14 protein-coding genes are annotated in these 13,482 nt (G+C 50.3%); 3 read left to right on the forward strand and 11 right to left on the reverse strand.

Annotation, left to right across the window (positions count from 1 at the left end; translation table 11 throughout):
• Positions 1–6: 6 nt before the first annotated feature.
• The 11 genes from ACQGQ5_RS05030 to ACQGQ5_RS05080 all read right to left on the reverse strand — a co-directional run bounded on the left by ACQGQ5_RS05030 (position 7) and on the right by ACQGQ5_RS05080 (position 8,311).
• Positions 7–135 carry a hypothetical protein gene (locus ACQGQ5_RS05030; RefSeq protein ID WP_449290486.1) on the reverse strand — a complete coding sequence of 43 codons (129 nt, stop codon included), beginning with the start codon at positions 133–135 and terminating at the stop codon, positions 7–9.
• On the reverse strand, positions 132–584 hold the full coding sequence (locus ACQGQ5_RS05035) for a prepilin peptidase (protein ID WP_449290485.1): 453 nt from the start codon (positions 582–584) through the stop codon (positions 132–134). The genes ACQGQ5_RS05030 and ACQGQ5_RS05035 overlap by 4 nt, the downstream gene beginning before the upstream one ends.
• Positions 574–804 carry a DUF6133 family protein gene (locus ACQGQ5_RS05040; RefSeq protein WP_455735474.1) on the reverse strand — a complete coding sequence of 77 codons (231 nt, stop codon included), beginning with the start codon at positions 802–804 and terminating at the stop codon, positions 574–576. Before ACQGQ5_RS05040 ends, ACQGQ5_RS05035 begins: the two co-directional genes overlap by 11 nt.
• 11 nt (positions 805–815) lie before the next feature.
• Positions 816–4,760: an S-layer homology domain-containing protein gene (locus ACQGQ5_RS05045; RefSeq protein WP_449290483.1), complete on the reverse strand. Its 3,945-nt coding sequence runs from the start codon at positions 4,758–4,760 to the stop codon at positions 816–818.
• 10 nt (positions 4,761–4,770) lie between these two features.
• On the reverse strand, positions 4,771–5,127 hold the full coding sequence (locus ACQGQ5_RS05050) for a SpoVG family protein (RefSeq protein ID WP_455735475.1): 357 nt from the start codon (positions 5,125–5,127) through the stop codon (positions 4,771–4,773).
• A 33-nt stretch (positions 5,128–5,160) separates the two neighbouring features.
• Positions 5,161–5,424, reverse strand: coding sequence for a DUF6133 family protein (locus ACQGQ5_RS05055; protein ID WP_449290481.1), 264 nt, complete (start codon positions 5,422–5,424; stop codon positions 5,161–5,163).
• A 55-nt stretch (positions 5,425–5,479) separates the two neighbouring features.
• Positions 5,480–6,031 carry a YodL domain-containing protein gene (locus ACQGQ5_RS05060; protein WP_455735476.1) on the reverse strand — a complete coding sequence of 184 codons (552 nt, stop codon included), beginning with the start codon at positions 6,029–6,031 and terminating at the stop codon, positions 5,480–5,482.
• Positions 6,032–6,072: 41 nt separating this feature from the next.
• On the reverse strand, positions 6,073–6,645 hold the full coding sequence (locus tag ACQGQ5_RS05065; protein ID WP_449290479.1) for a hypothetical protein: 573 nt from the start codon (positions 6,643–6,645) through the stop codon (positions 6,073–6,075).
• 64 nt (positions 6,646–6,709) lie between these two features.
• Positions 6,710–7,540, reverse strand: a complete 831-nt coding sequence (locus tag ACQGQ5_RS05070) for a DNA adenine methylase (RefSeq protein WP_449290478.1) — start codon at positions 7,538–7,540, stop codon at positions 6,710–6,712.
• Positions 7,541–7,548: 8 nt separating this feature from the next.
• On the reverse strand, positions 7,549–7,881 hold the full coding sequence (locus ACQGQ5_RS05075; RefSeq protein ID WP_449290477.1) for a hypothetical protein: 333 nt from the start codon (positions 7,879–7,881) through the stop codon (positions 7,549–7,551).
• A gap of 139 nt (positions 7,882–8,020) precedes the next feature.
• On the reverse strand, positions 8,021–8,311 hold the full coding sequence (locus ACQGQ5_RS05080) for a hypothetical protein (protein ID WP_455735477.1): 291 nt from the start codon (positions 8,309–8,311) through the stop codon (positions 8,021–8,023).
• Positions 8,312–8,586: 275 nt separating this feature from the next.
• Here ACQGQ5_RS05080 and ACQGQ5_RS05085 point away from each other — a divergent pair, with 275 nt between their 5' ends.
• Genes ACQGQ5_RS05085 through ACQGQ5_RS05095 form a run of 3 tightly spaced genes read left to right on the forward strand, consistent with a single transcriptional unit; the run spans position 8,587 to position 13,477 of the window.
• A complete protein-coding gene (locus tag ACQGQ5_RS05085) occupies positions 8,587–8,799 on the forward strand; it encodes a helix-turn-helix domain-containing protein (RefSeq protein ID WP_449290476.1) in 213 nt (70 codons plus the stop codon).
• Positions 8,800–8,841: 42 nt separating this feature from the next.
• The gene (locus ACQGQ5_RS05090) at positions 8,842–11,835 is read left to right on the forward strand and encodes an Eco57I restriction-modification methylase domain-containing protein (RefSeq protein WP_449290475.1); all 2,994 of its coding nucleotides are present in this window, start codon (positions 8,842–8,844) and stop codon (positions 11,833–11,835) included.
• A gap of 16 nt (positions 11,836–11,851) precedes the next feature.
• A complete protein-coding gene (locus ACQGQ5_RS05095) occupies positions 11,852–13,477 on the forward strand; it encodes an Eco57I restriction-modification methylase domain-containing protein (RefSeq protein ID WP_449290474.1) in 1,626 nt (541 codons plus the stop codon).
• Positions 13,478–13,482: the final 5 nt, after the last annotated feature.

Below are 13,482 nucleotides of genomic sequence, written 5' to 3' on the forward strand. Positions count from 1 at the left end.
TGTTGCTTAAACGGAAGTGTGTTTCCTGCGGCTGTGCGCCCTGACCGCCATGGGAATAAAGGCTGCCGCCGCCAGCGAAACGGCGATACCGGCAATGAGAATGGTCCTTTTTCTGCTGATATGGATTCTTTTCATAGGATGTTTCCTCCAATATTTAGAATGGTTACGACAAGAAAGCCGAGGGATAAAAACGGCGCCATGGGCAGGGATGCCTGTGCCGCTCTCTGCGGCTCCAGTTTTCGGAGCCTTCTGATGGTCTGATTCAAGAGATAAAAAAAGAGGGATGCAGTCAGGCCGAGTATCAGCCCTGCCGTGCATCCCCAAAATCCCAAAACAATGCCTGCGGCAGCAGTGAGCTTGATGTCCCCGCCTCCGATGCCGTCCGGCTTGCATAGGGCAGCAATCAAAAGCGGAAGCGCCGCAAGGATTCCCAAAAACTTGACGGGGCTGAAATCAATCAGCCCCGTCAGTGCAATCAGGAGGCAGATGCTGTCCGGGATGATCCGTTTGCGGAGATCCCACACAGAAGCCGCCATAAGCAGGAAAGAAAAAAGCACCGCCTGTGCGATGCCATTAGCCTCCATAGTTGAACATTTCCTTGATCCGCTGAGTCAGGGTCGGCAGCACCGTTTCTCCGAACAGGGCATAAAGCCCCGCAAGGAGCAGGGCGCCAAGGACAACCGCCAGCAGGATTTTGATGGCTGTGTCAATGTAGCCCTCCCCGCTGATATCGGAAAGGATATAGCGGGTTTTGGAAACTGCTGTGACGGTCTTTTTCTTCAGCTTGCAAAACAGAAATTTCATGGATTTCCCTCCTATTCAAAGTGGTAGGTCACCGAGTAGGTGATGTTTGATTTGTTGTACATACAATCATGATTCGTATAGTAGTAAAACTCCAGTTTGGTATACACGCCTGCGCCAAGGGTGCGGGTGAAGGTGATGCCGTTTGAGGTCGTACCATAGTCAAGCTGATCCCACTGGCCGGTCAGCTTGTTATATCCGCGCACTCTGCCAAAGTCAGAGCCGCTGTGACCGCTGACAGGCGGAACGGTGAAGGTATACTCCGTGATGGTGGCACCCTCAAGGCCGTTTTCCAGAATCACTGAATCGGGGCCGGTGAGAGTCATGCCGCCGCTGCCGTTTGAGTCAGCCACAAAGAAAACGATGGCAGACCAGGGAGATTCAGCTCCTGCGGAATCCACTGCTTTGACACGCACCACATTCCTGCCCAGCGGGTAGGTCTGCGTTTCGGCATTTCTGCCCTCCCAAACGAGGGTGACAGGATCGCCATCGGGGTCGGAGCTGGTTGCCTTGATGGTGACCGCTGTTCCCGGCGGTACACTGTTGCCGCTTGGCGTCCTGGTGATGACCGGCGCAGTCGGCGCTGAGTTTGTGATTGTAAATGTCCTCGATACCCACTCCGAATACAGCCCTGTTGCATCCTTGGCACGGACACGGATGGTGTGGGTACCAACGGCGTAGTAGTTGTCTGACGCCTTGTTTTCCCATTCCAGCGTGGTTGCGTCGCCGTCTGCATCGGATGCTGCGGCGCTGATATTGACAAGGAATTTACCGTTATTCGCTGTTCGGGTGGGGGTTGCGGTCAGGGTTACAGTCGGTGCGGAGCTGGTGATGGTAAAGGTTTTTTCTGCCCAAGGGGAATAAGCTCCGGCAATGTCTTTTGCACGGACACGGACGGTATGGGCGCCTGGGGCATAGTAGTTGTCTGACGCCTTGTTTTCCCATTCCAGCGTGGTTGCGTCGCCGTCCGCATCGGACGCCTGGGCGCTGATGTTGACAAGGAATTTGCCGTTCTTGACCGTGCGGGTCGGTTCGGCTGTCAGGGTAACGGTGGGGGCGGCATTGGTCACGGTGAAGGCTTTCTCGGTCCACGGTGAATAAGCCCCGGCGATATCCTTTGCCCTGACGCGGATGGTGTGGCTGCCCGGTGCATAATAGCTGTCAGCCGTGGTGTCCTCATATTCCAAGGTCACCGCATCCCCATCGGGATCGTCAGCACTGGCGGTGATGTTTACAAGGAACTTGCCGTCCTTTGCTGTACGGGTGGGAACCGCCGTTACCACAGGGGCATTCGGCGCAGTGTTGGTTACCGTGATGCTCTCCGAATGGGAGGTTATACGCCCTGCGCTGTCAATAACGGAAGCAGTCAGGGTAAATTCTCCGGTGTCGCGGATGGCGATTCTGCCGCCGTCATTGCCCAGGGTGCCCTGATACGGTGTGGTATTGCCATCCTTTTGAAGCGTCCAGGTCACGGCATAGCTGCCGATATGCTGAACATCTTTTGCGGCAACATCAAACTCCACACCGTAGTGAACAGTCTGCGGCATGGTGAATGCGTATTGAACCACCGGCAGGATGCGGATGCTTTCACTATGGGAGTAGCTGCGGTTGAGGTAATCGGTCATGGCTGCGGTGAGGATATATTCGCCATCGCTTCGGAAAGTGATTTTGCCGCCCTGGGGGGTGAGGTTTCCGCCAAACGCCTCGGAGAGCGGAATGCTCTTGTCGTCCTTACTGGCGGACCACTCCACAGGCAAAACATTATTGTTGCCGTGGGTTCTGAGATCAATGGCGGTATCGGTGTAGGCAAAGGCGGGAAGTTCAAAGCCGATGGTCAGCACGGGAAGCACCTCGCATCTGTCCTTGCTTTCGTACAAAAATACCCGGCCTGTTTCATCGGTGATTCTCGCCACCAACTCATAGATACCGGCTCTCTTAAATCGGATGGTGCCGCCATCGTTTGTGAGGCTGCCACTGACATAGGTCGGCCAATCCTGAAAACCATAGGTGTTATCCACCAGCCATTGGATGGTGAGACCGTCCAGATCGGCAGTTTCAGTTTGGACCACCACATCGGTGTCGGTATGGGCGTGCTTTGGCAGGCTGTAGCTTACAGCAGGCACAGGATATACCTTGAAACTCTGCTCATAGCGGTAGCTTCTGCCGCCATCATCGGTAAACTCCGCTTTCAGGACATAGCTGCCCTTGGAGTGGAACTTCAGCTCTCCGCCGCTATTGCCCAGCGTACCCTCTGCCGCATCGGTGAGGGTCACCTCTTTGCCGTCACGCAGCAGCGACCATCTGGCGGTATGGCTTCCGATCTCCCCGAACACCGCTTCTACTATCACGGTTTTGTCGGTGTGGAAGATTTCGGGCAGATAAAATCCCGCGGAGCCTACCGGATAGACGGTGATGCCCGCGGTACCGGCAAACACTCTGCCGGTTGCGTCAGTGAGAGAAGCAGTCAGTGCATACACGCCTTTTCCCTTGAAACGAATGCTGCCATTGGAGGGGTTTCCTTCAATCCATGTGCCGATTTCGGCGGGTTCGCCATTTCGGGTCAGGGTGTAGGCCAGCGTGAGACCGTCCGTTTCTTTTGTTTCTGTCTGTAGGGTGATGGTTTTATCGGTATGGGAAACTGCTGGCAGGGTGAGTGTTACCTCCGCCACAGGATAGACGGTGATACTGCTTTCGGCAGTGATGGCTTTGCCCAGCTCGTCTGTGATGGAAGCCGTCAGCGTATAGCTGCCTTTTTCCTTGAACAGCACCGTACCGCCGGTGAAATCCAGCTCTCCGGTGAGGGCTTTGTCTATATCAGTGGCAGCCCCGTCTTTTTGAAGGAACCACATCACCGAATTGATGCCAAGGTTTTCAGTGGAAAGCTCCACCGCCACGGCTGTGTCGGTGTGGGCAGATTCCGGCAGCGTGAAGTCAGCCGTCACCACCGGGTAAATGCCGATTGTCTGCTCATGGGTTACCATGGTGCCACGGCTGTTTTTTGCTGTGGCAACGAGGGTGATGCTGCCTGTCTGCGTGAATTTCACCTTGCCGCCGTTTGCGGTCAGCGCACCGTCTGCCAGATCGGAAAGCTCGGCTGGAAGTCCGTTTCTGAGAGCTGACCATGTCACACCGCTCACATAGCGGCTTTCCGGCTTGATCTCAATTTCATCGGCAGTGTAAGCGGTTTTGGGCAGCGTAAAACTAAACTGCGGTGCGGGGACATAGGAAGAGCCACCGCCGCCAGAGTCGCCGGAACCGGATGGCTTATCCTCCGGCTTGGTGGGTACAGGCGGCTTGGGTGGTTCTTCTTTCTTGATTTGCTCCTTTGCCTTATCCGCATCCACCAGCATTTCAAAGGCTTCTGCGCGGGTGGCTTTGCCGTCCGGCTTTACCGTACCGTCCGGGTAGCCATCCACAATGCCGTACTTTTTACCGGAGCAGATACAGGCTTTATCCTTATCACGGAGCCCTCCGTCATCTGAAAAGCCGGTAACGCAGGAACAGGATGCGTCATGGTCGCCTTTGCCGATGGCCCTCACCAGCATACGGATCATCTCCATGCGGGTGATGGGTTCGTCCGGCAGGAACTTCGTGCCGTAATCGTCCTTTTGGATGACTCCCGCAATGATGAGAGCCTCCACATGATGCTCTGACCAGTGACCGGCAATGTCGGTAAAGTGAATGGTGACTTCACTTTTACTTGGCTCCGGCAGCTCCATTGTCCTGGCAATCAGGGCTGCAAACTCACCTCTGGTAATGATTGCATCGGGGTGTACCAGACCATCGGGATAGCCGCTGATGACACCCTTATCCGTAAGGATTTGAATGGCTTCCTCCGCCCAATGACCTTTGGCATCCTCAAAATATCGGTTTACCGCATAGGCGCTGCCTGCAAACAGGAAACCCACGAGGCAAATTACGAGGAGGATGCCGAGAGGTTTTTTCATCTTCTCATTCATAGGTTACCTCCTACATCCCGCCCATAGCAGGCTGGTTTTGCTCCTGCTGGGGTTCGGGAGATTCCTGTTTCTGTGCGGCGGCCTGCCCCTGGGTGAGCGCCTGCTGGTAGGCTCCGATGACCGCCTTGTCAAATTCCGCTTTGGCCTCCTTCGTACAAGGGAAGCAGATATCTTTGTATTCGTTTCCGGCCTTATAGCTGGGCATGGAAACGAACAGCCCCTTGGAGCCCTCCATGATCTTTATGCCCCGCACGGCAAAATCGCCGTAGACGTTGACCGAGGCGGTGGCCTTGCAGCTTCCCTCCGGGCGGATGGAGTGGATTTTCACATCGTACTTGGGAACGGCCGGTGTTGTATTCTTAGGCATGGTTTTTCCTCCTTCTCAAAATTTCCGGCATCTTTAACCGGCGTAGTTGAACATCTCTTTGATGCGCTGGACCAGGGTCGGCTGCACAGTTTCCCCAAACAGGGCATAGAGCCCCGCAAGGAGAAGGGCGCCAAGAACAACAGCCAGCAGGATTTTGATGGCCGTGTCAATGTAGCCCTCTCCGGCATTGCCTGAGAGGATGTGTCTGCCACGGAATGCGAGGCTGGCGGCGGTATCCTTAACCGCCGTGATCTTGTGTGAAACTGCGGCCTTCGCCTTTTGGATAAAATGAACCATATTGTTTTCCTCCGTTCTATATGATGGGGCATAAGAAAAGACAGCCCAAGGCTGCCTACATACTCATGCCCATGGTTTGGGTCTGCTCCGGGGACTCGAAGCTGATTTTCTGGAATCCGAAGCGGTCGCAGTAGTGGTACTCGCTACCCTGTGTGTCGTAAAGCTCCACCACATCCGACATGGAAAGGGAATGCCCGTTATATCCGGACGGGTGATTCACATTGCACCTTGCATAGATAGCTTCAGGGTCGTTGGTATCAAGCTGTCCGTCATAGGCGATGCGGTAAGCCTCAGGAGACGGCGCTCCGAACTGCCGCACCATTTCTTCATAGGGTATAAACTTCATGCATACATCCACATCGGGTTTGAGCTGCCAGATGCGGACATTTTTCAGTGGAGCGGCAGTTTCGCCACCCAGCCGTTCCCCGGCGAGGAGCCGCTCCATCACGCCATCCGTCCACTGGGGCGTTAGGGAGCGGCTTTTAAGCCAAGTGGACAGTTCATCGTTTCGGAAGATGCTGTCCACCACCGCTTTTTCTTTTTCTGTATAACCGGCCGGGTTTCCATAGTAGGAAATGAGGCCGTTTTTCAGGGTAATCCCTGGCATATTCTCACCTCCCAAGCGGTGTCCTGGAGAGCAAAGACGGGTTATTTGCCATAGATGATGCTTTCCTGCATAATCAGTTCATCCAGTGCTGCAAGGCAGATGCCGCTTTGAGCCATCACCGGAAGGATAAAGGGCGGCACATCGGTGATATCCTGCTGGATGTCGGCCATCGCCACCGTAATTTCTCCGCTGTCCTCATCCGCGTAGGCTTCCAGTTTGGCATCTGTGGGAATGCCCGCTTCCTCCAGCAGATAGTCGGGAATGTGGATGCTCTGGCTCTCGTCCAGCAGATCATGGCAGAGGGAGCAGTTTGCTACCCATTCTGCGGGGTTGTTGCCGAAGCCGCATTCCGCACCGGTTTCAGGCTTTTCATCGCCGCAGTTATTACAGAGGCCGCAGGCTTTGGCAAGATGGATCGTCATATCGCTTGCCAGTTCACTGAGTGTAGTGATAACATGGATAAGCTCCAGCGCCGTCAGCTCACCTTTGTGGATGATACATACACCATCGGTGGCCGTCACTGCGAGGGTTTCGGCATCGGTAAACCCGCAACGCTGCTGGATCGCAAGAGGGATTTGCAGGGGCTGCTCGGCTTTTTTCTGATTTGTTTTCATAGGGTCTATTCCTCCTTAAAATATTTGCCCCTGATAGGGGGCGAATTTTGTTTTCTGCTTCCGGTCAGAGTTCAATTCCGCCATCATCAAATAAGTTGAGCTGTGCAGGAGCCTCCCTAATTCGTTCTTGCATATCGTAGTTGGCAATGAGGATTTCGGCAAACTGCGCCCCATTGTCATACCGCTGTTTAATGTTGTTGATTCGGGTATAAGAGTCGATTTTAATGCCCGGTGCATCGTACAAATCCCGGATAAATTCGCAGTCATTGTAGGATAGCAGGAATTTGCCCTCAATCCGCATCAGTGCATCCCGTAGGCGGATGTGGTCTTTTTCTGTAAAGCCATCCTCGCCTACATTTTTGTAATAACTTTCGGTTTCAAAGTACGGTGGGTCGCAGTAGAAAAAGCTGACAGGGCGGTCATACTGCCCAATCAGCTTTTCGAAGTCCTTGTTTTCGATAACCACCTTGGCAAGCCTCCTGTGGGCCTGCTCAATGAGAGGAAAATTGGTACGGATGTCGTGAGGCTGGCTGCCGTAACTGGTCAGCCCCGATGCGTAGCTGTAGCGGATGAGCTGGTAAAACCAAGCTGCTTTCTGCACATCAGAGGCAGGGCTGTCACGGGCAAGGGTATTTTTCACAATCTCAAAATCCTCACGGGAGTTGAGGCAATAGGAAAGGGCATCCATCAGCTCCTGGGGCTTTTCCCGCACACAGCGGTACAGATTGACCAGCAGACCGTTGAAATCGTTATATACCTCGAAGTCATTCCCGGGGAACTTGTGGAACAGTATCCATCCGCCTCCGCCAAACACCTCAATGTATCGTTCGTAGTAGAGAGGAAACAGGGTGACGATCAGCTCACGCAGGGATTTCTTGCCGCCGATCCATGACATAAAGCTGTTCAGGACTCATCACCTCCCTCCAGCGGCAGACGTATCTGCATATCGTCAAACGCTGCGAGGGAACGCCTGAGACCTGTGATGGCGGCGCTGATTCCGCTGATGCGGTTTTTCATGTGCCGGATGGTCAGGCGTACTTCAGCTTCGGTTTTTGCGTAGAAATAGCCGCTTTGGTCGCTTGCAATAGGGATACCCTCACGGCGCAGGGCATTGACAAGGTCGCGCAGCTCCTTGCCTGAAATGCGAAATGCGTATTCCAGCATTCTGCTTGTGACGGTATTTTCAGCGCCGTGATGATAACGGTGCAGGTACTCCGCAAGCTGCTCCTTGAGCATCGTTGCCTCCTTTCCGGTTGTTTCCCCGGAAAGGAAGTAAAGGCAAAATGGGCACAAAAAAACAGGGCCACCTCCTGTCGGGGAAACGGCCTTGTTTCTATATTGGGGGTCTAAAAAAGCACAGACATCATTGCCTGTGCTACTTGATCACGCCAAGCTCTCTTAAAACTGTCACGCAGTCCTTGGCGCCTTGGATGTATAAATACTGTTGGGCTTTAGCCTCTATCTCTGTATGTGCAGAAAAATATTCTTTAATCAGCTTCTTATCTTCCTGCCGGATCGTAGGGCTATCCTGAATGGCTTTGCTGATTTCAATGAGCTGTGCCACCAGCTTTTCGGTTTGAGGTTCTTCCTGACGCATGGATGCATACGATAGCTGAAAGCGTTCCGCAAGCACCATATCCAGTAAGTCCAAGAGCTTTTCGTCCAACTGCCTCACCTCCTTCAAGCACAACACCATGCCACAATTTTATGAAAATAGCTATATAAAATAACGACAAAAATTCTACTATTTGATTTTCATGACACTTAATTCTGTTGCCGGCGTAGTTGTGCCTGTATGTTGTCGTAAAGCTGCATTGTATCCCTCCTTCAATAGAAAAGCTGGGCAGTTTAAAGCCGGGCAACTAAGTTGTTTATGAATAAATTTTGGCTATGAATCCTCTATAGCATATGCTATAATATACACTATGAGGTGATGCGTCCATGAAACTTGATGAAATACTCAAAGAAGTCCGAAAAGAACTAAATATATCACAGGAACAGTTTGCGCATGAATTGAGCGTAAGCTTTACAACGCTCAATCGCTGGGAGAATAATCGATCTGTCCCAAGCCGTTTGGCGAAGCTAAGAATTATAGATTATTGCAAAAGCAAGAACATTTCAGAGGATATAATCGCTGCAATGGAGCGCTTTTAAAATGATTGTTTTAAAAAAGAAAAATGAAAGGCAGGGGGTTTTGTGAATAGATTAAATACGCTTAAAGCACTAACCGACAAGTTTGCGACAAATCTGGCGTACTACAAAGACCAGAAAAACTCATACAATGAGCACTCTTGCCGTATCGAATACATTGATCCTCTATTGGTTTTGTTAGGATGGGATGTCGCAAACACGAAGGGGCTGGCCCCTCAATACCGCGAGGTCATCGCCGAGAATTACTCTTCTGAGACTGATCGCCCCGACTATTCCTTAACTCTGCGCGGCGTAGCGAAGTTATTTGTCGAGGCGAAGAAACCTGCAGTTGATATCTTCCGTCACCATGACGCAGCACTGCAAGCTCGGAAATATGGCTGGAACGCTAATCACAAGGTCGCTATCTTAACCAACTTTGAGTACCTAATCATATACGACACCACTGTTGTTCCAAAGGATGGCGATGGGTGCACAGTTGCGCGGTATCGTTTTTATCATTTTTCTGAGTACGCCAGCAAGTTAGATGAGATATGCTCCTTGATTTCAAGGGATGTTATCTATTCTGGTGAATTTGACGCTTATTTCGATGAGCATCTTTCGGCCGGTAGTTCTCAAAAGCAACAGGTCGATACTCTCTTCTTGGAACAGATTAACCGTTGGCGCGTTTCGCTGAGTAACGAACTTTACCACAAAGACAGCAAATATCAGTCGCTGGACATCTTGAACGATGTTGTTCAGAACTTCATAAACCAGATTGTTTTTCTTCGGATTTGTGAGGATAAGAATCTGCCACTGTACCACAATCTCCAAGAAACCATCGGTGATTCGACGCAATTGAACCGGCGCTTGGAAGAAATGCTCCGCGCCGCAGATCGCCGATATGATTCCGGACTGTTTTCAAGCAATACGATTGTATTTGATCTGAGTAGCGCTGTAATTACTGAGATTGTACAGGGTTTGTATTATCCGCAGAGTCCTTATCTATTCAGCATCATTGAGTCTAATCTGCTCGGGAAAATCTACGAGATGTTCCTAACGGAACAATTGGTTGCAATGCCAAACGGCAACATTGGCCTTGCTAAGAAGAAAGACTGTGCTGACCGCTCCATTGTCACTACACCAACAGAAATCGTCAAATACATTACTGAGCAAACCATGTCGCGGCTCTGCGTGGGACAGTCCCCGCAAGAGCTTTTAAGTTTGCGGATTGCTGACGTTGCTTGTGGCTCCGGCGTGTTCCTTGAGGCAGCGTTTGATTATCTACAGAACTACTGCATCGAGTGGTATGAGCAGAACGAACCTTCTCATTTAATCGAAATCGGAAACGGCTTCTTTAAGTTACCCTTGGAAGAGAAAAAGCAGATTCTATGCTCCTGTATATACGGAATTGATATTGATATTCATGCCGTGGAGGTTGCGAAGTTCTCGTTGATGGTGAAGCTTATTGAGAATGAAACTACGCCCTCCGTAGCGGATTCCACTCCGATTTTGCCTGAACTCAGTGCTAATATCTTTCATGGAAATGCACTAATTGGTGGACGGGAGTTGATAGGTAGAACGCTCACTGCCAACGAGCTACTTGCCGTTGTTCCATTCAACTGGTCAGAGATGGGGCTGGATCGCCCTTTTGATGCCATTATTGGGAATCCGCCTTACGTCAGTACGGAAGACCTCCACGCCCTGCTTCCAGGAGTCGAGTTTGGCATCTACAAGGACAGATATAGCTGTGCATACAAGCAATTTGATAAATACTTTATCTTTGTGGAACGCGCCATCCAGCAGGTAAAAGACGGCGGTCTGGTTTGCTATATCGTGCCAAACAAGTTCTTTAAGGTTGATGCCGGACAGAACCTACGGAGGCTCATCGCTGAAAACCGTTTACTTGTGCAGTTGGATGATTTCGGTGATGCGCAGCTTTTTGGTGACAAAACTATCTACAGTTCGATTATTCTGCTAAAGAAGCAGCCGCAGGAGAAGTTTATTTACTCTAATGTTACATCTGCCCCAACCCTGTGGGCAAAAGAAGCTGTCGCATCTATCGTGCTCAAATCATCCACATTGGATGACTCTCCGTGGAAGTTGACAACTGATATAAATTTCATGGTGATGTTGCAAAACATGGAAGAAAGAACTGTCCCACTGGAAACTCACGCTGAGATATTCAACGGCATCCAGACCAGTGCTGAGCGTCCTGTTCCCGTATACTGGTTTGCGGCTGGAGAAGTCAAGAGAGAAAATGGAAAAGCTGTCATCATTGAGCGAGATGGCCGAGAGTTCGCCATTGAAAAGGCAATCCTTAAACCATATTTCAAGCCTACACTACATTCGGAAAAAGGCTCAAACTCCTACAGCTTATTGAGCACTGACAAGCGGATTATCTTTCCATACGATAAAAATGGCAAGTTGATCCCCAAGGAAGTTATGGAGACCAGATTCCCCGGTGCATATACATATCTGAGTCATTATTACGACAGACTGGTACCGAAAAATGTATCGCCGTCCGGCGTTCGGGATGTTCAATATGCTACGGCAGACACATGGTATAAATATGGTAGGACGCAGGCGTTGACAGCGTTCATCAACACACCTAAACTTATTGTGGGTGTCTTAAGCCAAGAACCAATGTATGCCTACGATGGCAACGACATGCTGATTGCCTCCGGCGGTACGGCTGGATATTGTGCGGTGAGTCAAAAGCCTGGAAGCCCCTATGCCTTGGAATACCTGCAGGCATGGCTATCCAACCCATATACCGAACAGTACATCCGCATTTCAGGTAGCTATTTTGAAGGCGGCTTTGTTGCCAGGGGGACGTTTATTCTATCGTCCCTTCCTTTTGTAGAACTGAACTTTTTCGTCCCCGCGGAAAAGGCTATCCACGATGAAGTCATTAGGTTTACTCGCGAGGTATACGCTATAAATGAAAAGCTGGCATCTGCTCCGGCCAAAAGTGCCGAGAGCGTTTTGTTGCGTCAAAAGAAGGCTCTTATCGAAAAAATCGAGAGCCTAATTTCCCGTGTCTATAAATTAGAATTTTAAGGAAGGAGGGGACGGTATGCGGCTAAAAAAAGATAGCTCTGAGCAAAAGCTCCGGGGCGCGTATTACACACCATTGATGCTTGCAGATGCAATGGTCGGCCTTTTTGTGGACGACTCCCCTCGGAGCATTTTGGAACCAAGCTGCGGAGATGGTGTTTTTATTGATAGTCTATTTTCCATCGGCATGCTTGATAGAGCCGATTCATTGACGGCTGTGGAAATTGAAGAGTCGGAAGCACAGAAAGTTCAGGATCGCTATCACGAAGCAGAAAATGTAAACGTTTTGGCTGAGGACTTTCTTGTATTTTACGAGCGTTGTTATCAAAAAGAACGCTTTGACTTGATTCTTGGCAATCCCCCTTACATCAGATACCAGTATTTGACCGAAAAACAGCGAGAAATTCAAGCACAAATTCTGACCTCTCACGGCATGAAGTCAAATAAGCTGATTAACTCTTGGGTATGTTTCCTTGTCGCCTGTGTACAGATGCTTTCCGACACAGGCAAACTTGCCTTCGTCATTCCAGCGGAGATTCTACAGGTTGCCTACGCTGAAGATCTGCGGTTATTCCTTACAAACCAGCTTTCGCGGATTACGTTGATAACATTTGAAAAGTTGATTTTCCCTGAGATTGAACAGGAAGTGCTGGTCTTCATCGGAGAAAAGGGTGGTGAAGAAAAGGGAATCCGCATCATTGAGATGGATACCCTTGAGGATTTCAAGGCTTTGGACTTGAGAAAAAACGGCTTCCTGAAGGCCCAACATGTCAAGGAGAAATGGACAAAGTATTTTGTTTCCGCAAATGAAGCGGAGCTCATACAAACCATCCGCGCTGATACTCGCTTTGCACCATTCAAGCAGTACGGGGTAATCAACGTAGGAATTACTACAGGCAACAACGATTATTTCTCTATAACCAAAGAAACGGAAACAAAGTACGATTTGCAATCCGTTACCTTGCCGCTAATTGGACGAAGCTCTCATGCCCATGGCATATATTTTACCGAGGAGGACTGGCAGTCCAACATTGACGCAGGCAAGAAGGCAATGCTGATTAGCTTCCCCGATACTCCATACGAAGCCTACCATGACAAGCATAAAGACTACATACGCTTAGGCGAGGAATCTAATCAACATGTCGGCTATAAATGCTCTATTCGCAACCGCTGGTATATTGTGCCTTCTGTATGGGTGCCGGATGCGTTTTTCCTGCGCCGTAATAACATTTACCCCAAATTTGTTCTCAATCGTTGCGGTGCTGTTTCCACAGATACGATGCATCGCATAAAATTCCACTTGGATGTTGACCCGCTGAACGTGCTGCTTTCCTATTACAACAGCATTTCTTTCGCTTTTGTTGAAATCTGTGGACGCAGTTATGGCGGCGGAGTTTTGGAAATTCTTCCAGGTGAAATGGGCAATATCCTGCTGCCTAAAATTACAAGTATTGAGCCTGCCCGGCGTGAACGCTTGCTTCGTCGCGTGGATGCAATTGTTCGGCACGATATTGATATTGAACAAGCGCTTGATATCGTAGACAAGGAATTGCTTGTTGATACATTAGGCATTGATGCCGAGTGGTGCCAAAGATGCCGTATGATTTGGAGAAAATTAAAACAGCGGCGACTTGGCCGTTCGTGAAGGCA

The organism is Caproiciproducens sp. (genome assembly GCF_053840905.1).

Coding starts and splice junctions, on each gene's coding strand:
- ACQGQ5_RS05065 (WP_449290479.1), bottom strand. CDS start 6,645: ATGAAAACAAATCAGAAAAAAGCCGAGCAGCCCCTGCAAATCCCTCTT.
- ACQGQ5_RS05055 (WP_449290481.1), bottom strand. CDS start 5,424: ATGGTTCATTTTATCCAAAAGGCGAAGGCCGCAGTTTCACACAAGATC.
- ACQGQ5_RS05040 (WP_455735474.1), bottom strand. CDS start 804: ATGAAATTTCTGTTTTGCAAGCTGAAGAAAAAGACCGTCACAGCAGTT.
- ACQGQ5_RS05045 (WP_449290483.1), bottom strand. CDS start 4,760: ATGAATGAGAAGATGAAAAAACCTCTCGGCATCCTCCTCGTAATTTGC.
- ACQGQ5_RS05035 (WP_449290485.1), bottom strand. CDS start 584: ATGGAGGCTAATGGCATCGCACAGGCGGTGCTTTTTTCTTTCCTGCTT.
- ACQGQ5_RS05070 (WP_449290478.1), bottom strand. CDS start 7,540: ATGTCATGGATCGGCGGCAAGAAATCCCTGCGTGAGCTGATCGTCACC.
- ACQGQ5_RS05095 (WP_449290474.1), top strand. CDS start 11,852: ATGCGGCTAAAAAAAGATAGCTCTGAGCAAAAGCTCCGGGGCGCGTAT.
- ACQGQ5_RS05030 (WP_449290486.1), bottom strand. CDS start 135: ATGAAAAGAATCCATATCAGCAGAAAAAGGACCATTCTCATTGCCGGT.
- ACQGQ5_RS05060 (WP_455735476.1), bottom strand. CDS start 6,031: ATGCCAGGGATTACCCTGAAAAACGGCCTCATTTCCTACTATGGAAAC.
- ACQGQ5_RS05075 (WP_449290477.1), bottom strand. CDS start 7,881: ATGCTCAAGGAGCAGCTTGCGGAGTACCTGCACCGTTATCATCACGGC.
- ACQGQ5_RS05050 (WP_455735475.1), bottom strand. CDS start 5,127: ATGCCTAAGAATACAACACCGGCCGTTCCCAAGTACGATGTGAAAATC.
- ACQGQ5_RS05085 (WP_449290476.1), top strand. CDS start 8,587: ATGAAACTTGATGAAATACTCAAAGAAGTCCGAAAAGAACTAAATATA.